The 18,997-nt window shown below is 65.0% G+C and carries 17 protein-coding genes and 2 pseudogenes; 11 read left to right on the forward strand and 8 right to left on the reverse strand.

Translation table 11 applies throughout. The features are described from left to right. Positions 1–140 precede the first annotated feature (140 nt). Complete coding sequence (locus ISP20_RS04035) at positions 141–398, forward strand: hypothetical protein (protein ID WP_204634786.1); 258 nt, start codon at positions 141–143, stop codon at positions 396–398. 308 nt (positions 399–706) lie between these two features. Here the strand turns inward: ISP20_RS04035 and ISP20_RS04040 are convergent, their stop codons facing one another. Continuing rightward, a complete protein-coding gene (locus ISP20_RS04040) occupies positions 707–2,191 on the reverse strand; it encodes a RimK family protein (protein ID WP_204634787.1) in 1,485 nt (494 codons plus the stop codon). 356 nt (positions 2,192–2,547) lie between these two features. Here ISP20_RS04040 and ISP20_RS04045 point away from each other — a divergent pair, with 356 nt between their 5' ends. Continuing rightward, positions 2,548–3,012 carry a GNAT family N-acetyltransferase gene (locus ISP20_RS04045; RefSeq protein WP_425490765.1) on the forward strand — a complete coding sequence of 155 codons (465 nt, stop codon included), beginning with the start codon at positions 2,548–2,550 and terminating at the stop codon, positions 3,010–3,012. A 131-nt stretch (positions 3,013–3,143) separates the two neighbouring features. On the opposite strand, the gene ISP20_RS04050 is transcribed toward ISP20_RS04045, so the two are convergent. Then, the gene (locus tag ISP20_RS04050) at positions 3,144–3,827 is read right to left on the reverse strand and encodes a hypothetical protein (protein ID WP_204634789.1); all 684 of its coding nucleotides are present in this window, start codon (positions 3,825–3,827) and stop codon (positions 3,144–3,146) included. Between the two features lie 155 nt (positions 3,828–3,982). Between ISP20_RS04050 and lptM the strand changes: the two genes are divergently transcribed. The 7 genes from lptM to ISP20_RS04085 all read left to right on the forward strand — a co-directional run bounded on the left by lptM (position 3,983) and on the right by ISP20_RS04085 (position 9,524). After that, complete coding sequence (lptM, locus tag ISP20_RS04055) at positions 3,983–4,354, forward strand: LPS translocon maturation chaperone LptM (protein ID WP_204634790.1); 372 nt, start codon at positions 3,983–3,985, stop codon at positions 4,352–4,354. Beyond that, positions 4,354–5,187 carry a diaminopimelate epimerase gene (gene dapF, locus ISP20_RS04060; RefSeq protein WP_204634791.1) on the forward strand — a complete coding sequence of 278 codons (834 nt, stop codon included), beginning with the start codon at positions 4,354–4,356 and terminating at the stop codon, positions 5,185–5,187. Before lptM ends, dapF begins: the two co-directional genes overlap by 1 nt. Positions 5,188–5,271: 84 nt before the next feature. Further along, positions 5,272–5,955 (forward strand): DUF484 family protein, encoded by a 684-nt coding sequence (locus ISP20_RS04065; protein WP_204634792.1) that lies wholly within the window; start codon positions 5,272–5,274, stop codon positions 5,953–5,955. Positions 5,956–5,959: 4 nt separating this feature from the next. Continuing rightward, complete coding sequence (gene xerC, locus ISP20_RS04070; RefSeq protein WP_204634793.1) at positions 5,960–6,847, forward strand: tyrosine recombinase XerC; 888 nt, start codon at positions 5,960–5,962, stop codon at positions 6,845–6,847. A 74-nt stretch (positions 6,848–6,921) separates the two neighbouring features. Then, positions 6,922–7,455 carry an ATP-dependent protease subunit HslV gene (gene hslV / locus ISP20_RS04075; RefSeq protein ID WP_046972849.1) on the forward strand — a complete coding sequence of 178 codons (534 nt, stop codon included), beginning with the start codon at positions 6,922–6,924 and terminating at the stop codon, positions 7,453–7,455. An 80-nt stretch (positions 7,456–7,535) separates the two neighbouring features. Beyond that, positions 7,536–8,873 carry an ATP-dependent protease ATPase subunit HslU gene (gene hslU / locus ISP20_RS04080; RefSeq protein ID WP_204634794.1) on the forward strand — a complete coding sequence of 446 codons (1,338 nt, stop codon included), beginning with the start codon at positions 7,536–7,538 and terminating at the stop codon, positions 8,871–8,873. 36 nt (positions 8,874–8,909) lie between these two features. Then, the gene (locus ISP20_RS04085) at positions 8,910–9,524 is read left to right on the forward strand and encodes a hypothetical protein (protein WP_204634795.1); all 615 of its coding nucleotides are present in this window, start codon (positions 8,910–8,912) and stop codon (positions 9,522–9,524) included. Positions 9,525–9,685: 161 nt separating this feature from the next. Here ISP20_RS04085 and ISP20_RS04090 read toward each other — a convergent pair whose 3' ends face one another. Both ISP20_RS04090 and ISP20_RS04095 read right to left on the reverse strand, forming a co-directional pair. After that, positions 9,686–11,956, reverse strand: coding sequence for a S9 family peptidase (locus ISP20_RS04090; protein ID WP_204634796.1), 2,271 nt, complete (start codon positions 11,954–11,956; stop codon positions 9,686–9,688). Between the two features lie 124 nt (positions 11,957–12,080). Further along, positions 12,081–12,779 (reverse strand): glutathione binding-like protein, encoded by a 699-nt coding sequence (locus tag ISP20_RS04095; protein WP_204634797.1) that lies wholly within the window; start codon positions 12,777–12,779, stop codon positions 12,081–12,083. Positions 12,780–12,899: 120 nt separating this feature from the next. On the opposite strand from ISP20_RS04095, the gene ISP20_RS04100 reads away from it, so the two are divergent. Continuing rightward, positions 12,900–13,346, forward strand: a complete 447-nt coding sequence (locus ISP20_RS04100) for a hypothetical protein (protein ID WP_204634798.1) — start codon at positions 12,900–12,902, stop codon at positions 13,344–13,346. A 91-nt stretch (positions 13,347–13,437) separates the two neighbouring features. After that, positions 13,438–14,319: a ribokinase gene (rbsK, locus tag ISP20_RS04105; protein WP_204634800.1), complete on the forward strand. Its 882-nt coding sequence runs from the start codon at positions 13,438–13,440 to the stop codon at positions 14,317–14,319. A 135-nt stretch (positions 14,320–14,454) separates the two neighbouring features. On the opposite strand, the pseudogene ISP20_RS21520 reads toward rbsK, so the two are convergent. The 4 genes and pseudogenes from ISP20_RS21520 to mnmE form a co-directional block, all read right to left on the reverse strand. After that, a pseudogene (locus tag ISP20_RS21520) lies at positions 14,455–16,101 on the reverse strand (DNA translocase FtsK); the annotation flags it as partial. 612 nt (positions 16,102–16,713) lie between these two features. Beyond that, positions 16,714–17,007, reverse strand: a pseudogene (locus ISP20_RS21525) (DNA translocase FtsK 4TM domain-containing protein); the annotation flags it as partial. Between the two features lie 151 nt (positions 17,008–17,158). Further along, on the reverse strand, positions 17,159–17,503 hold the full coding sequence (locus tag ISP20_RS04115; RefSeq protein ID WP_204634806.1) for a DUF805 domain-containing protein: 345 nt from the start codon (positions 17,501–17,503) through the stop codon (positions 17,159–17,161). Positions 17,504–17,639: 136 nt separating this feature from the next. After that, the gene (mnmE, locus tag ISP20_RS04120) at positions 17,640–18,980 is read right to left on the reverse strand and encodes a tRNA uridine-5-carboxymethylaminomethyl(34) synthesis GTPase MnmE (protein ID WP_239535306.1); all 1,341 of its coding nucleotides are present in this window, start codon (positions 18,978–18,980) and stop codon (positions 17,640–17,642) included. Positions 18,981–18,997: the final 17 nt, after the last annotated feature.

The following is an 18,997-nucleotide window of genomic DNA, read 5'->3' on the forward strand; positions in this document are numbered from 1 at the left end:
AAGTCGATGCCGCCAACGGCGGTTTCCGGCTCGGCCGGGACCGCCATTTTACTCGCCGCAGGCCGCGCCCGGTGAGGCATCGCAGGTTTTGAGATCGACGCCGGGCACGCTGGCTTCCACATCGACGACGGAACACTTCCATGCGCCCGACCACCCGACTCGCCCATCACGAACGCCTGCTTGGCGCCGCCCTGCTGTGGCTGCTGGCCGGGGCGGCGCTGCTGCTGACCACGCTGGTGCCGGTACATACCGACGCGCTTGGCTGGACGCCTGCGTTCTGGCTGGTCGGCGCGCCGCTGGTGGTGTTGCTGGCGCTGGAGCCGTCGCTGCCGCGCCAGCTGCTCGGCCTGCTGTTTCGCTCGCGCCGTCGCACGGCGTCGGCGCTGATCTGGAACTGATCGACAACGAATTCACTTGGCAGTGGATGCCGCGGCAGGAACGCCGTGGCGTGGGGCTCCGTGCGACGGCAAGGACCTGCGGGCAGCAGGATGGCTGGGCACCTCGCTGGAGCGGCGCGACGGATCGCGCCCGCGTGACGGCAGTTCAGGGACGAACTGCCGGAATCACCCCGCTCCAAAGGCGATCTGGAGATTTCTGTGGGAGCGCGCTCGCCCGCGACAGGCGCCGCTATCGCGACAACCGGTTTCTGCGATGCGCCCCGCCGCCCGTCGCGCGTGAGCGCGCTCCCACAAGGGTTGGGTTGCGCCTAGTTGGTCTCGCCGGCGCGCTTGCGCTCCATGCGCCGCAGGAACTCCTGCATGATGCGAAGGTAGAGCGCTTCGCCCAGGTGCTCGTCTTCCACGCCGTGATCGATCGACGGGTTGTCGTTCACCTCGATCACCACCGGCTTGTCGCCGACGCGCTTGATGTCGACGCCGTAAAGTCCGTCGCCCACCGCCTGGGTGGACTTGAGCGCCAGCTTCACCACGTCGGCCGGTGCGCGTTCGATCGGAATGGTTTCCGAATCGCCGGTCTTGGAGGCGCCCTTGGCGCCGTGGTTGTAGATCTGCCAGTGGCCGCGCGACATGAAGTATTTGCACGCGTAGAGCGGCTCGTTGTTGAGCACGCCGATGCGCCAGTCGAATTCGGTGAAAACGAATTCCTGCGCCAGCAACAGCGCGCTGTGCTGGAACAGCTCGGCGCTGGCCTTGTTGAGCGCCTCCTCGTTTTCCACCTTCACCACACCGCGCGAGAACGAACCGTCGGGAATCTTCAGCACCAGCGGGTAGCCGAGTTTCTCCGAGAGTTCCTTCAGGCCCTTGGTATCGTCGCGATAGAGAATTTCGGTGCGCGGCACGGCCAGCTTGCGCGACACCATCAGGTCGTTGAGGAAGATCTTGTTCGTGCAGCGCAGGATCGAGGTGGGGTCGTCCATCACCACCATGCCTTCCTTCTCGGCGCGATGCGCGAAGCGGTAGGTGTGGTTGTTGCTGGCGGTGGTTTCGCGGATGAACAGGCCGTCGTACTCGGCCAGGCGCTGGTAATCGTTCTTGCCGATGGGATCGACTTCGATGCCCAGTTCCTTGCCGGCGGCAATGAACGACTTCAGCGCCTTCTTGTTCGACGGCGGCATCGCCTCGTGCGGATCGATCAGCATGGCGATGTCGTAGCGGAACTGCTTGCGCGCCTTGGGCTTGCGCCACAACTTCTTGCTGAAGCGATCGAGTTCCTCGGCGAAGGCGTCTTCCTGCGCATCGTCCAGGGTCTGCAGGCCCACCGGCTTGATCGCGCTGATCTGCCACACGCGGTCGCGCTCGAACTCGATGCGCAGCAGCGGGCACGGGAACATTTCGAACACCTGGCGCGCAAGATCCTGCAGCGCGGGGTGAGCGGTCTGTCCGAAGTACACCAGGATGCCGAAGTCGGTGGTGTCACGGCCACCCGCCGGCAGGAAATGGGTGAGCTTGGCGCTCAGATCCTCGATCTCCAGGCCGTACAGCGAGCGGCGGCGCAGATCGTTCACCGTGCGCACGGAAGGCATCACGCGGTGTCCGCGCGCTTCGGCCAGCAGCGAGACGTAGTAGCCGGTGCCCAGGTACTTGTAGCTGCGGCACAGGTTGATGACATGCGTGCGCTCGTCGTCGACGCCGACGGGTTCGCGCAGGTAGTCCATCGCCGTGACCACGTCTGCGGAGGGGTAGTAGACACTCCAGTCGGAGGCCTTCTCGACAACCAGAACGAGACGAGTCATGACACCTCTGTCAAAGGGAACCGAGGAGTGTCGTCGCGCGGGAAACGAGGCGGCACAGCGCAAGGGGCGCAGTTTCGCACATGCATGGCGCGGCACAAGGCGGGTCGTCGGGCTGGCTCATAGGCGGTTCAACCTTCGCGCGTGTGGTCCGGTTCCTCTGCAGCGCACTGAGCGCCCGCGCCGATCACTTCAGCACGGCAAAGCCTGCACCTTTTGCTTACATTCGCTCCTCGCAAGGTGCCGAGATTGAACGAGTTCTGAAAACCGCCACAAGTCATCGTTGCCCCCGGGGGATGCGGGGACTACAGTGCCCCGCTTGTTTCATCCCGCCCGCGGAACCGCCCCTGATGACACCCATGCCCGCGACCGCCGCCGTACGCGTGCGTCGTGCCGAACTCTCCGATCTCGATGACCTCGCTGCCCTGGAAGAGAGCAGCTTCGCCACCGATCGCCTGAGCCGGGCCCAGTACCGCCGCCATCTCGACAGCGAAAGCGCCCAGGTATTGGTCGCCAGCGCCAATCATCGACACTTCCTCGGCACCGCGGTGGTGTTCTTCCGAAAAGGCACGCAGGTGGCGCGCCTGTATTCCATCGCCACCAAGAAGGAAGCCCGCGGCAAGGGCGTGGGTTCGGCGCTGCTCGAAGCGGCGGAAAAACTTGCCGCCCGCCGCCGCTGCGTATCGCTTCGACTCGAAGTGCGCACCGACAACGAGGACGCGATGCGTCTGTACGAGCGGCTGGGGTACAGGCGCATCGGGCATTACGCGCGTTATTACGGCGATGGGGCGGATGCGTGGCGGTATGAGAAGGTGCTTGATTGAGTCGGGTGGGGCGCTAAAAGTACTTGGGCGCTTTTCGAAGCGCGCTTCGAGGAAATCTTTCTGCGGGCACCCGCCCCTCACCCCGGCCCTCTCGCCGGAGGGGAGAGGAGAAGTGGTGTGCACCGCCAAGGCTAGAACGGTTGCGCGATCCGCTGCACCGTCGCTTCATCCGGCCGCGCCACCAGCGCCCCCGTGCGCATCAGGCTCACCGTGTAGTGACCCTGGTCCACCAACGGCAGAAACACGCCGCTGCCGAACAACACATCCACATCCGGCACCCATTGCGGGTATTGCTTGTGCAGGTCGAGCAAGTCGAAGCCACCCGCTTCGCGAAAATCGATCACCGTCCGCGCACCGTGCATTTCATCGTTGGGATCGTCATAGCGACCCGACAGCCGGTCGAGGCGATACAGCGGCGGCAGGCCCGCCAGCATCGCCGGCAGTTTCCACTTCAGCACCACGGCCTCGACGCGCCATGCGTCGCCGGCCACTTCCACGCGTCGGGTAGCACCGTCCGGCCAGTGCAGCACCAGCGACCAGCGCTGAGGGGACAAAATGCGCGCGTCGATCTCCACCACCGGCGTTTCCTCGCTGAGCAGGCGATAGCCGCGCAGCGCCACGCCCATGCCGGCCAGCAACAGCGTGATGGCAAAACCCGCGATCAGCAGCACGGCGCGGCCCACCGCTGCCAGCCGTTGCTGGTCATCCAGACGCTGGCGCAAGGCCACCAGCTGAAACAGGGTGAACATCAGGGCGACCACCGCCAGGATCAGCAGGATCGTCGAAGGGAGGCGCAGCAGCGCGGTCCAGTCCATCGTGTACTTCTTGGGCATTCAAACCGCGCGGGGCGGCGACGGCGGCATCATAACGGCTGGCGCGGCGGCGACGGCCGCTGAACGCCCAAAATCCTTTGCTCGCCACGTTTTCGGGGCTTGCCTATACTGCCGGGGTTCCCGCCGGATACCCCGACATGCGCCGATCACTCCTGCTGCTTCCGCTGTGCACCGTTTTTGCCTTGCTCGCCGGATGCGGCAACAAGGGCCCGCTCTATATGCCCAAGGCCACACCGGCGGCCACCGTGCACCCGGCGCCGGCGAAGCCGGCCGTTGCGGCACCCGCCGTCGCCGCGCCTGCGCCGGTGCACGGCTTCGTCACCGAGATGACGGCGTTCGATGCATTCATCGCCACGCATCCCACGCCCGAGCAGTTCAAGGCGGCGTATCCGGATGTGCTGCTGGTGCTGCCCGGCACCATTGCCACGCGTGAGATGCGCAGCGACAACAGCCGTTATTTCGCCGAACTGGACGCCAACGGCCGGATCACCGGCGGCAAGTTCATGTAATGAAGCTTTCGTTCTCCAAGATGCACGGCATCGGCAACGACTTCGTGATGGTCGATTGCCGCCAGCGCGCGTTTCCGCTCAATGAAGAGCAGATCCGCGCGATTGCCGATCGCCGCACCGGCGTCGGCTTCGACCAGCTGATCAGCATCGAGCGGCCGCGCGACACCTCGTGTGCCTTCTACTACGGCATCTGGAACGCCGATGGCACGCCGTCGGGCCAATGCGGCAACGGCGTGCGCTGCGTGGCGGCATGGCTGCATCGCGCCGGCGAGCTCTCGATCGGCGACACCGTGCGGCTGGAGAGCCCGTCCGGCCCGGTGACGGTCCGGCTCAGCGGCCCCGGCGAAGTGACGGTCGACATGGGCGTGCCGACGCTGGAGCCCGAGCGCATTCCGTTCCGCGCGGACGCGCAGGCGGAGCGTTACTCCATCGACGTGGGCGGCGACGTGCTGGAGATCGGCGCGGTGTCGATGGGCAATCCGCACGCCGTGATGGTGGTGGCGGATCTGCAGGCACCCTTGCTGTATCGCATCGGCCCCCTGCTCACCAGCCACAGCCGGTTCCCCAAGGGCGCCAACAGCGGCTTCGTACAGCCGATCGACCGCGGCCAGGTGCGCCTGCGCGTGCATGAACGCGGCAGCGGCTGGACGCTGGCCTGCGGCACCGGCGCCTGCGCCGCGATGGCGGTGCTGCGCCTGCGCGGCGAGGTCGACGAGAAAGTACAGGTGACGCTGCCCGGGGGCACCTTGACCATCGAGTGGGTGGGGCCGGGCCACACCCTGTGGATGACCGGACCGGCCACCTTCGTTTTCGAAGGGGAATGGCTGGGCTGACGCGGTTTCCTGTCCGCGTCGGTTGAAGCCGGTTGCCGAACACCGCACACTCGGGCCGCAACGCATCACTCCTCCGAGGTAGTCATGTCCGAAACCGCCATTGTCGACACGCTTTCCGCCAGCGACGTCGCGGCTTTCCTGCGGCACCATCCGGAGTTCCTGACCGACTATCCCGACATCGCCGCCCAGCTCACGCTGCCGCGCGAGCAGGGACGGGTGGCCTCGCTGGCCGTCTATCAGCTGCAAAGCCTGCGCGAGAAGAACGCGGAGCTGGAAAAGCAGCTCGCCGGACTCATCGACATTGCCGCCGACAACGAGCGGTTGATGCAGCGCGTGCACGAACTCAATCTCGCCGTGCTGCGCGCCGGCACGCCCGCCGTGGCCGCGCGCAGCGTGGTGGCGCGACTGTCCGAGGATTTCCAGACCGACCAGGTCCGGCTGATGCTGTTCGGCCCGATTGGCCTGCCGCCGGCCGATTGGCTGGTGCATATTCCGGGCGGGCGCTCGCAGGTGCCGGAGTTTTCGGATTTCCTGGCCCATCACGAGCCGGTGGCTGGCCGTCTCTCGGCCGAGCGGCTGTACCGCCTGTTCGGCGATCACGCGCCGGAGATCCGCTCCGCCGCGATGATGCCGCTGGGCGAGTTCGGCATCCTGGCCATCGGCAGCGGCGATGCCGACCATTTCCAGCCGGGCATGGGCACGGTGTTCCTGAAGATGATCGCGGGCACCGTCACTGCTGCGCTGCGCCGCGCCCAAGAAGTCATGTAACAGCATGTCCAACCCGCAGGCCCAGGTCGATGCCTGGCTTTCGCGACTCGCGGGAGAACGGCAGGCGTCGGCGCATACGGTGGACGGTTACCGCCGCGATCTGGCCAAATTGCTGCGTTGGATGGAGGCGCAGGGCATCGCCGGCTTCAGTGCACTCGAATCCAACCGCATGCGCGGCTTCGTCGCTGCCGAGCATCGTGCAGGTCTATCGCCGAAGAGCCTGCAGCGCCTGTTGTCGTCCTGTCGCAGCCTGTTCCGCCAGCTCACCCGCGAAGGCCTGCTCGATCACGATCCGCTGGCCGGCGTGCGCGGTCCGAAGGTGCACCGCAAGCTGCCGCAGGTGCTCGACGTCGATGAAGCCACCGCGCTGGTGGAAACGCAAAGCGAAGGCGCGCTGAACCTGCGCGACCGCGCGATGCTGGAACTGTTCTATTCCTCGGGCCTGCGCCTGTCCGAGCTGACCTGCCTGCGCTGGATCGATCTGGATGTGCATGCCGGCGAAGTACGCGTACTCGGCAAGGGCAACAAGACACGCATCGTGCCGGTGGGTCGCCACGCGATAGCCGCGCTGCGCGCGCTGGGCGAAGCGGAAGGCGTGGTGCCCGAACAGCCCGTATTCAAAGGCCGGGGCGGGGCGCCGATCAATCCGCGCACCGTGCAGTTGCGGCTGAAGACGCTGGCCATGCAGCAGGGCATGGCCAAGCGCATCCATCCGCACTTGCTGCGGCATACCTTTGCCAGCCACATGCTGGAATCCTCCGGCGACCTGCGTGCGGTGCAGGAATTGCTGGGCCACGCCGACATCGCTACCACCCAGATCTACACGCACCTGGATTTCCAGTACCTGGCCAAGGTCTACGACGCGGCACACCCGCGCGCCAAGCGGAAGTGACGAACCGGGCCCCGCGGCTTGGTTTCCGCTGCCCCGGCCCCACCTCTGGCGAATTCACTCTTTACGGAGTCCCCATGGAATCCTTTCACGCCACCACCATCGTCTCGGTGCGCCGCAACGGACAGGTCGTGATCGGCGGCGACGGCCAGGTCACCCTCGGCAACACGGTGATGAAGGCCAACGCCCGCAAGATCCGCCGCCTCGGCAAAGGCAATGTCATCGCCGGTTTCGCCGGCGCCACCGCCGACGCCTTCACCCTGTTCGAGCTGTTCGAGCAGAAGCTGGACAAGCACGGCGGCAACCTCACCCGCGCCGCGGTGGAACTGGCCAAGGAGTGGCGCACCGACCGCCGCCTGGGCCGCCTGGAAGCCATGCTCGCCGTGGCCGACAAGGAAGCCTCGCTGCTGATCTCCGGCAACGGTGACGTGCTGGAACCCGAACATGGCCTGATCGCCATCGGTTCGGGCGGCCCGTATGCGCAATCCGCTGCACTGGCGCTGCTGGAAAACACCGAGATGGATTCGCGCGCCATCGTCGAGCGTGCGCTGAAGATCGCCGGCGACATCTGCATCTATACCAACCACAACACCACGATCGAGGAGCTGTAAGCGCACGGCGCGACGGCTCTTGGTCCGGTCGTTCCCGCCGATGCGGAACGACGGCGAAAACTCATCTTTCCGGTGAACTCATGTCCGAACTTACTCCCCGCGAAATCGTCAACGAACTCGACCGCTACATCATCGGCCAGCACGACGCCAAGCGCGCCGTGGCCATTGCCCTGCGCAACCGCTGGCGCCGCATGCAGCTGGAACCGGGCCTGCGCGACGAAGTGACGCCCAAGAACATCCTGATGATCGGTCCCACCGGCGTGGGCAAGACCGAAATCGCCCGCCGCCTCGCCACGCTGGCCAATGCGCCGTTCGTGAAGGTGGAAGCCACCAAGTTCACCGAGGTGGGCTATGTGGGCAAGGATGTCGAATCGATCGTGCGCGACCTCGCCGACGTGGCCTACAAGCTCACCCGCGAGCAGGCCATGAAGCGCGTGCGCACCCAGGCCGAAGACCGCGCCGAAGATCGCATCCTCGACGCACTGCTGCCGCGCCGCCAGTCGCCCTCCGACTGGTCGCACGATGCCGCGCCCAACAACGAACAGAGCGATACGCGGCAGAAACTGCGCAAGCAGCTGCGCGAGGGAGCCCTGGACGACCGCGAGATCGAGCTGGATTTCGCCACCAACGTCGGTGTGGAAATCATGTCGCCGCCGGGCATGGAGGAAATGGGTCAGCAGCTGCGCCAGATGTTCCAGAACATGGGCGGCGCCAAGACCCAGCAGCGCAAGGTCGCGATCAAGGCCGCGCGCCCCATGCTGGTGGAAGAAGAAGCCGCCAAGCTGCTCAACGAGGAAGAAGTGCGCGCCCAGGCCATGCAGTCGGCCGAGCAGAACGGCATCGTCTTCATCGACGAGATCGACAAGATCGCCCAGCGCTCCGAGTGGGGCGGTGCCGGCGTCAGCCGCGAAGGCGTGCAGCGCGACCTGCTGCCGCTGGTGGAAGGCTCGACCGTGTCGACCAAGTACGGCCCGATCAAGACCGACCACATGCTGTTCATCGCCTCCGGCGCGTTCTCGCTGGCCAAGCCCTCGGACCTGATTCCGGAGCTGCAGGGCCGCCTGCCGATCCGCGTGGAGCTATCGGCGCTGTCGGTCGGCGACTTCAAGCGCATCCTGCGCGAGCCGCATAACGCCTTGACCAAGCAGTACATCGCGCTGCTGGGCACGGAGGGCGTGACGATCCATTTCACCGAGGAGGGCATCGACCGACTGGCCGAGGTCGCTTTCCAGGTCAATGAGCGGACCGAGAACATCGGCGCCCGCCGCCTGCACACGGTGATCGAGCGCCTTTTGGAGAAGATCTCCTACGAAGCTGCTGACAAATCCGGCGAAAACTACACGATCGACGCCGAATATGTAGATAAAAACCTCGGCGTGCTGGTCCAGGACGAAGATTTGTCGCGTTACATCCTGTAAACAAGGGGAAAGCCCCGGGCTGGTAAAATTTTGACCATGGGAAATGTGATTGAACTGAAGACCACCGGCCAGCGAGCCCAGCTGCGTGAAGCGCAGCAACAGCATCAGCTGATCCGGTTATGGCGCGGCGAACTCGAACACGGCAGCTTCTGTGGTTACGTGGGCGGGGTTGGCCGTGAATTCTTTCTGCTGTGGGTCGTCGGCGACGGCATCACTTATGACGGCATGTATGTGATGCGTCACCGCGATGTTTCCGAATTGGAAGCACCGGACAAACACGCGCCCTTCATGGAAAAGGCCCTGGTGCTCAAGCACCTGATGCCGCGCACGCCGCGGGGCTTCCCGCTGGACGACATCCGCAGCGTCATCCAGGCCGCTGCCGCGCAGGCGCCGGTGATCGGCGTGCACGTGGACAGCGAGGATGAGGCCGAGGTTTGTTACATCGGCCGGCTGATCAGCGTGGAAGAAGACGGCTTCAACATGCAGGAGATTTCGCCCGACGCGGAATGGCTGCGCGAGGCGTCGTTCTTCTCGTGGGATGAGGTATCCACGGTGAGCATCGAGGACGGCTACGCGACGTCGCTGCTGGCTGTAGCCGGTACGCCGCCGCCGCTGGAGCAGGGCGACTCGGGTGTGGAGCACGCGCAGTAAGGTTTTTGCTGATTCGGATATGAAAAGGCCGCCTAGAGGGCGGCCTTTTTTTGCTCGTCATTCCGGCGCAGGCCGGAATCCAGTAGCGAGCAGGAAGGGTTGTCGCGAAAGCCTGCTGCACCGTCACTGGATTCCGGCGTACGCCGGAATGACGAGCGGAGTTATCGAACCGTCGAGGCCGCAGCCGGCTGCACCACTGGCTTTGCCACCACTGCCGCCGCCCCCTTCACCTGCTGCTGAAAGAAATTATCGATCAGGTGATACACATGGCTGCGCTGGCCCGGCAGATTGAGCCCGTGTTTCGCCCCGGGATACGCCATGAACTGGAATTGCGTGCCGCGCTTCTGCAACTCGGCCATCAGTTCGGTCGAGTTGAGGAACAGCACGTTGTCGTCGGCCATGCCGTGCACCAGATACAGCTTCGAGGTGAGGCCATCGAGCCATGCCATCGGCGAGCTGCGCGTATAGCCCGAGTCGTTGTCCTGCGGACGACCGAGATAACGCTCCGTGTAAAAGGTGTCGTAGAGACGCCAGTTGGTCACCGGCGCCACGGCCACGCCGCCGGCCAGTTCGTCGGAAGCCTTCGCCAGCAGCATGGTGGTCATGTAGCCGCCGTAGCTCCAGCCGAACACGCCGATATGCTTGCCGTCGATCCATGGCTGCGATTTCAGCCAATGGATGCCGACCAGCTGGTCGTCCACTTCGGCGGCGCCCAGCTGCTGGTAGATCGCATTCTCGAACTGGCGACCCCGGCGGGCCATGCCGCGATTGTCGAGCGTGAACACCACGAAGCCCTGGTTGGCCATGTACTGGTTGAAGTAATCGCCCCACACATTGCTGACCATCTGCGCGTGCGGGCCACCGTAGTACGTGTCGAACACCGGGTATTTCTTGGTTGGATCGAACCCGGCCGGCTTGTACAGGCGGTAATACAACGTCTGACCATCGGCAGCCTTCAGCGTGCCGAATTCCGGCTTGATCAGGCTGTCGCGGTAATTCCAGAACGGATGCTTTTCATCGAACTTGTTCGGCTCGATCCAGCTGACGAGGCTACCGTCGGCCCTGTGCAGGCTGACCTGTGGCGGCGTGTCCACGCTGGAAAAATTGTCGAGATAGAAGCTGCCGTCCGGCGCGAACGTGGCGGCATGCGTGCCCGCCCCCTGGCTGACGCGCGCGGGGGCTTTCGCGGTGCTGCCATCGAGCTTCAGCGAGTAGATCTGCTTTTCCGGCACCGCATCTTTATTGGAGGCGACGAACACGGTGCCCGTGTGCTCATTCACCGCCAGCAGTCCGTCGATCGGCCAGTCGCCTTCGCTCACCGCATGTTTGAGCGTGCCGTCCAGCGCGTAGAGATAGAGATGGTGGTAGCCGCTGCGCTCGCTGCCCCACAGGAAGCTCTTGCCGTCCTTGAGGAAGGTGAGATCGTTGTTGAGGTTGATCCAGGTATCGCTGATCTCGGTGAGCAACGTGCGCTGCGCCAGCGTCTTCGCATCGACCAGGCGCAACTCCACTTTCTGCTGGCTGCGCGGCATGCGCTGATAGCTGAGGCGCTTGCCGTCCGGCAGCCAGTTCACGCGGGTGAGATAGATGTCCGCGTCCTTGCCCAGGTCGATCCAGCGCGATGGCCCGCCGGCAGGCGACACCAGACCCAGCTTCACCGCCACATTGGGCGCACCGGCCGCGGGATAGCGCTGGTCGATCACGTCGGTGTGGTCGGCAAACAGCTCGGTGCGCTTGGTCACCGGCACCTTGGCTTCGTCGTAGCGCTCGAACGCGATGGCCGAATCGTCGGGCGCCCACCAGTAGCCGGCGCTGCGATCCATTTCCTCCTGCGCCACGAATTCGGCTTCGCCGTTGTGCACGGTGCCGCCGCCATCGTGGGTGAGCTGCTTCGCCTCACCCGTGGTCAGGTCGATCACCCACAGGTTCTGGTCGCGCACATAGGACACGTAGCGGCCTTTGGGCGAGATCCTGGGATCGATCACGTTGTCGCCGGTGTCGAGCGGGATCGGCGTCGCGTCCGGCGTGGCCAGCGAATAGACGTAGAGCTTGCCGTTGATCGGGAACAGCAACTGCTTGCCGTCGGGCGACCACTGATAGCTCACGATGCCGTGCAGGCCGGCGGTGCGTTCGCGCTCGCGGCGCGCCTTTTCCGCGTCCGACAGCTGCTCGCCATTGGGTTCGAGTTTCTTCGAATCCACCAGCAGGCGCGTCTTATTGTCCTTGAGCTGGTATTCCCACAGGTCCAGCTGGAACTGGTCGTCCGCGCGGGCACGCAGGAAGGTGACGCGGCTGCCGTCAGGGGAAATTTCCAGCCCGCGCGGCGCGGCACCAGCGAGGTTTCCACCGTCGAAGATGCGTTCGATCGTGAGTTTTTCGGCCATGGTCGGCAAGGCCACCATCGTCAGGGCGGCAAAAAGGAGGGCGCGCATGAATACTTCCTTGGGCGACGCGTCGTACGTAAGAACAAGCGGCGATTAGACCGCGTAGCGCGCATGGAAGCCAGCGATTTCCCGTGAAATGCGCGACATTCGTTGCCGAATGCCGCGCGATGGATCAGTTCTTCGCCCCTTGTCCGAACAGGACCTTGCGCGCTTCCTCGTCCGTGCTGAGGTCGAACCTGCCCTTGATCTGCTCGCCCAGGGCATAGGCCCGCTGGGTGGCGGGGCGTTCGCGGATCGATTCGAACCAGGCCTTCAGATGCGGGAAATCGTCCAGCGTCATGCCCTGGTTCTCGTGCGGCACGATCCACGGATACGCCGCCATGTCGGCAATGCTGTAGTCGTTGCCGGCGATGAAGGCACGACCGTGCAGGCGCTTGTCCAGCACGCCGTACAGGCGGCGCGTCTCGTTGACGTAGCGGTCGATGGCGTAGGGAATCTTTTCCGGCGCATAGCGGTTGAAATGATGGTTCTGGCCGAGCATCGGGCCGAGCCCGCCCATCTGCCAGAACAACCATTCCAGCACCGTGTATTTGCCGCGCAGATCGGTGGGCAGGAAACGGCCGGTCTTCTCAGCGAGGTACTGCAGGATCGCGCCCGACTCGAACACGCTGACCGGCTCGCCGCCGTCCACGGGGGCGGTATCCACGATGGCCGGCATGCGGTTGTTGGGCGCGATGGCCAGGAACGCGGGCTGGAACTGCTCGCCCTTGCCGATGTTCACCGGCTTGATGGTGTAGGGGACCCCCGTTTCTTCGAGAAACAGCGTGATTTTGTGGCCGTTGGGGGTGGGCCAGTAGTGCAGCTCGATCATGACGTAACCTCGGGCGGACGATCTGTTGATGTTCGGGGCGCTAGGCTGGGATTCAAGCCAGCACCGTCAACCGCCGTGGCGTGCTCGCGTTCCCGCTGGTACGCCCCAGGAGAACCGCCCATGCATCGTCTTCCCACCTTCGTCGCGTTCGCGCTCGCCGCCACGCTGTGCGGCCACGCCTTCGCCCAGCAGAACGCACCCACCGGCGACAGCGACCATCCGCCGGCTGCGGGCAGCCACAACATGCACGCCTTCGATGCGCAGACCCAGCTGCAGCGTCTGAGCAAGCAGTTGCAGTTGACGCCGGATCAGCAGGCCAAGATCGGCCCCATGCTGCAGCAGCGCGAGCAACAGCTGCAGTCGCTGCACGGCGACAGCAGCCTCAAGCCGGCCGATCGGCGCGCCAAGGCCATGTCGATCATGCAGGACAGCGAAAGCCAGATCGGCGGCGTGCTGACCCAGGACCAGCGCGACAAATGGAAGGCCATGCGCGAAAAGGCGATGGAACGCATGCAGGAGAAACGCGGCCAGAACGTGCCGTCGACGGCGGGCAGCAGCGGCGGCTGATGTCCGGCGCTTCGCGCAGCAGGGTGTTGTGACGCTCGCTGCGGCCATCGCTTATCCTTTCCCTCCCGCATGAGGGTCGGAAGGAACAGCTATGGCACGCGTCGTCGTGGTCGGCAGCATCAACATGGACCTGGTGACGCTGGCCTCGCGCTTTGCCAAGCCCGGCGAAACCATTCTTGGCGAACGCTTCCTGACCGTGCATGGCGGCAAGGGCGCCAACCAGGCCGTGGCTGCCGCGCGCCTGGGTGCCGAGGTCGCGCTGGTGGGCGCCGTCGGTGACGACGCCTTCGGCGCGCAACTGCACGAAGGCCTCGTGCGCGAAGGCGTCTCGCTCGATCACGTCGCGCGCATTGCCGACTGCGGCAGCGGCACCGCCTCGATCACCGTCGCCGAAGGCGAGAACCACATCATCGTGGTGCCCGCCGCCAATGCGCGCGTCACTCCCGCGCAGATCGAGGGAGCGCAATCCACGCTGGCCAGTGCGGACGCCATCCTGGTGCAGATGGAAATTCCACTCGAATCCGTTGAAGCCACGCTTCGCCTTGGCCACAAGCTCGGCAAGCCGGTGATTCTCAATCCGGCGCCGGCGCAAAAGCTTCCCACGGAATGGCTGAAGCTCGCGCGCTATCTCACGCCCAACCAGCATGAGCTGGCGATACTGCTGGGTGCGGATAGCGATGAGGATTTCGTTGCGTTGATGCAGCGCGCGCCCGCACCGGTAGTGCTGACGCGTGGCGGGGATGGCGCCTGGTTTCGCGATGGCGGGGAGCCGCAGCATCAGCCGGGCTTCAAGGTCGACGCGGTCGATACCACCGGCGCTGGCGACACCTTCAACGCTGCGCTGGCGGTATTCCTGCATGAAGGAATCGCGCCTGCCGTGCGCAAAGCCTGCGCAGCGGCGGCGCTATCGGTGACCAAGCTGGGTGCGCAAGGCGGCATGCCGACCCGGGCGGAGCTCGAAGCGTTCCTCTAAGTGCTGCGCCTTCACCATGGTGGGAGCGCACCCTGTGCGCGACAGCACGCTGGCCAATGACTGCAATGAGGCGAATGCCATGCATCGCTTCGGACGTGTCGCGCACAGGGTGCGCTCCCACAGTGGTGGTTACTCTTAGTCTGACGGTCCCGGCGCCAACACATCGCGCTGCCCGTTGATGCCCATCGACGAGACGAGCCCCGCGGCCTCCATCGCTTCGACCAAACGCGCCGCGCGGTTGTAGCCGATACGGAACTGGCGTTGCACGAACGAGATCGATGCGCGGCGCGAGCGCAACACGAACGCGGCGGCTTCGTCGTACAGCGGATCGAGTTCGGCGTCGGCACCTTCTTCGCCGAACAGTTCGCCGGAGCCTTCGCTTGGCGGGCCGGCCAGGATTTCATCCTTGTAATCGGGCTCGCCGTAAAGCTTGAGGTGGGCCACGATGCGGTGCACTTCCTCGTCGGCCACGAAGGCGCCGTGGATGCGTTGCGGATAGCCGGAACCCGGCGGCAGGAACAGCATGTCGCCCTGGCCGAGCAGGCTTTCCGCACCCATCTGGTCGAGGATGGTGCGCGAGTCGATCTTGGACGAGACCTGGAAAGCGACGCGCGTGGGAATGTTCGCCTTGATCAGGCCGGTGATCACATCCACCGACGGACGCTGCGTGGCAAGAATCAAATGAATGCCGGCGGCGCGTGCCTTCTGTGCAAGCCTGGCGATCAGCTCTTCGATCTTCTTGCCGGCCACCATCATCAGGTCGGCCAGCTCGTCGATCACCACCACGATCATCGGCAAGGTGTCCAGCAACTCGGGCACTTCGGGATGCGCGGGGAACGGATTCATCAATGGCCGGCCAACCGCACGCGCCTCGCGCACTTTTTGGTTGAAGCTGGCCAGATTTCGCACTCGCAGATCCGACATCACGCGATAGCGGTTTTCCATCTCCGCCACGCACCACGCGAGCGCGTTCGCAGCAAGCTTCATGTCGGTGACGACCGGTGCCAGCAGATGTGGGATGCCTTCGTAGACGGAAAGCTCCAGCATCTTCGGATCGATCATGATCATGCGCACGTCGTCGGGCGTGGCCTTGTACAACATCGACAGGATCATCGCGTTCACCGCCACGGACTTGCCCGAGCCGGTGGTGCCGGCCACCAGCATGTGCGGGGCCTTGGCCAGATCGGCCACTACCGGTTCGCCCGTGATGCCCTTGCCCATCGCCAGCGTCAACAACGAATCGGCATCGCGGTAGGCGGGCGAGTCGAGAATTTCGGACAACGCGATCATCTGGCGCTGCTCGTTCGGCAACTCCAGGCCCATGCAGGTCTTGCCGGGGATGGTTTCGACCACACGAATGGACGAGCGGCCGAGTCCGCGCGCCAGATCCTTCATCAGCGCGACGATCTGGTTGCCGCGCACACCGACCGCGGGTTCCACCTCGAAGCGAGTGATGACGGGACCGGCGGACGCACCGACGACCGTGACCGGCACCTTGAACTCGCGCAGTCGCTGCTCGATCAACTCGCCCGTGTCAGCGAGCTGCTGCTCGTCGATGGAGGCGATCTCCTGTCGCGGAGCGGCCAGCAGCGACAGCGGCGGCAACATGGCGGAGCTGCGCTGGCGCGTCGACGCGCCGGTTTGCACCGGGGTGACGTGCACGGGAGCCTGAGTCGCCACTTCGTCATTGGCTGCCGACCAGCGCGACGATACGGCCGGTGTGTGCATGGGCGGCGGGCTGACGGTCGCCAGATCGATCTCGGCTTCGACCGGAGGTTCGACGGTTATCGGTTCGGCCGGCAGCGGTGCAGGCTGTACTTCGGGCACGGCGAGCACCGCTTCGATCGGCGATTCGGCGGCGGGCAACGACGGCGCCGAACTGGTGGCGACATTGGCTGGTTGATGATTCGCGGCATCGGCGGACTCGCGCGTGCTCGCTGCGGTCGCCCTTGTCCCCAGCGGCACGACCGTCGCGGAACGCCCCGTGCCCAGTCTCGGCCCAGTTGAAGCAGGCTGGCCATGTTTGGGCACCAGCCACGGCTCGCGTATCACCTTCTCGTGCTGGGCGGCCTGGCGAACGCGCGACATGGACACGGATGCGGGCCGCACTTCGGTCGGGGGCGCAGGCGTAAGCGTCGGCGGAGGAGCTGTCGAGGCCTCGGCCGGTGTTCGGCGGGTCGCTCCCGCTTTCGCGCGTCGAGCAGTGGTGGTCGCTTGTTTGGGACGACGCACGGCACCGCCAGCTCGATGGCCCGTCGATGAACCGCGACGCGCGGCAACCGCTTCGATCACGCGCTGAATCAGCGCGGCAAGGACATCCACGCCAGCCGCCACATGTTTGAACATCGAGCGCCAACCGATACCCAGATACCACGGCAGCGCGACAGCCAGGGCAACCAGCATCACCAGCGTGGTCAGCCATCCGCCAAGCAGGCCGCCGATGGCATGCGACAGTGCACGGCACACGGTGCCACCAGCGTTTGCATCGTCGGTGTACTGGTCGATCAGCAGGCCTTCGAGCGTGGCGCTCGCCAGCAGCACAAGCAGGGCACCCAAGCCGAACCGAATCGAGCCTTCACCGCCGGCAACACGCCGCTGCCGCTTCAGCAGACGGCTGCCGGCGCGCCAGAACAGGGGAATCAACCAGAAAGTGGAGAGCCCGAAGGCGCCGAAGAAGAAAGAGAGCATGCCTGAGTGTTCGGTACGACCGCGCGCAAACTCAGCATGTTAGCGCCACCCGTCGGCCCCGTCAGCAAAGCGCGCCCTTAACCCACTGGACTGGAACGCCTTACCGCCGTCGCTGCGGAAGCCGGCTGCGATCCGCCTTCCGCATCCTGGACTAAGCCTTCGGGTTGGCGCCGTAAGCGTTGCTACCCGCTTCGCTGTCTTGCACCAGCAGATAAATCAGGTAAAGGCCAACGATCGGAACAAAAGCGAGCAGCATGAACCAGCCGGATTTGCCGACGTCGTGCAGGCGGCGAGCCGTCACGCCAAGACCCGGCAGCAGCACGGCCAGTCCGTAAATACCACCAACGATAGCCAGCGCGGGCACCATGTGAGCGAGGATCTGCAGCGCCACAATGACGATGATGTTCACCAAGGTGTACATCCAGTACTCCTTGCGGCGTGCGCGGCCATTGAAATCAAAATAGTGCTGCTTGAGGACCTTCAAATACCATTCCATGGCGAGCACTCCACTGTGCGCTGACGTTGAAGCGCGGAGCCATCGGGGCTCCGGGCAGGTCCTTGCATGCTGCCAGCAGCGTGCCGAAGCAATCTATCGGACGACTCCGAAAGCACTGCGAACGGACGGTCGGCGGCTACTTGCCGATGCAGAACGAGCTGAAGATCGCACCCAGCAGGTCATCGCTGGTATAGGTGCCGGTGATCTCGCCCAAGGCGTGTTGTGCTTGCCGCAACTCCTCGGCCGCCAGTTCACCGGCACGGGTCGCGTGCAGCACGTCGTCGGCGCGCGCCAGGTGCGTGGCTACTTGTTCCAGCGCCAACACATGGCGCCGACGAGCGCTGAAGGCACCTTCGCCGCCGCCTGCGCCGGCAAGCTGTTTGAGATGGCTGCGCAGCGTTTCCAGGCCGGCTCCGGTCTTTGCGGAAGCCCACATCCAGATCGCATTGGAGCGAACCTCGACTCCCGCCGCATGCTCGCCCAGGTCGATCTTGTTGATGAAAACGATCCGTTCGACGCGGGCCGGGAGGTCGGCCAGCAAAGCCAGATCGTGCTCGGCCTGCGCCGCATCGGTGACCAGCAATGCGACATCCGCGCGCGCCAGCTCGCCATGCGCGCGCCGCACGCCTTCGCGTTCGACCGGATCGTCGGTTTCACGCAGTCCCGCCGTGTCAGCCAGTTCCAGCGAGATGCCGTCGAGATTGAGCTGTTCACGCAGCACGTCGCGGGTGGTACCGGCGATGTCGGTGACAATGGCGCGGTCGCTGCCGGCCAGTGCATTGAGCAAGCTGGACTTGCCGGCGTTTGGACGTCCGATGATGGCCACGCGCAGGCCATCGTTCAGACGCACGCCTCGTTGCGCTTCGCGCAAGAGATCATCGAGTTCGGCGCGCAACGCATGCAACTGGCGCGCAATCGCCGGGTCGGCGAGGAAATCGATTTCCTCTTCGGGAAAATCGATCGCCGCTTCGATATGCACACGCAGCGCAATCAGCGATTGCAGCAGATCGTGCACCTTGCGCGAAAACACGCCTTCCATCGACTGCAACGCTGCCCGCGCGCCGGCCTGCGAACGCGCCGCAATCAGATCGGCGACGGCTTCTGCCTGGGCCAGATCGAGCTTGCCGTTGAGAAATGCGCGCTCGGTGAATTCGCCCGGTCGCGCCAGTCGCGCACCCATCGCGCACACGCGTCGCAACAAGGCATCGAGCAACACGGGACTGCCGTGGCCCTGCAGTTCCAGCACGTGCTCGCCGGTGTAGGAAGCGGGCGCGGGAAAGTAGAGCAGCAGACCGCGATCGATCAGTTCGCCGTCGCGCTCACGGAACGCGGTGAAGTGCGCGCGCCGCGGCTCGGGCTCGCGACCGAACAGTTCCGCGGCGATGCCGGGAACGGCAGGCCCCGACACGCGCAACACACCGACGCCGGCGGCACCCGGAGCGCTGGCAATGGCGGCAATGGTGCCGGTGTGAGTCATGGTGGGAATTATGCGGT

Source organism: Dyella kyungheensis (assembly GCF_016905005.1).
Classification (GTDB): domain Bacteria; phylum Pseudomonadota; class Gammaproteobacteria; order Xanthomonadales; family Rhodanobacteraceae; genus Dyella; species Dyella kyungheensis.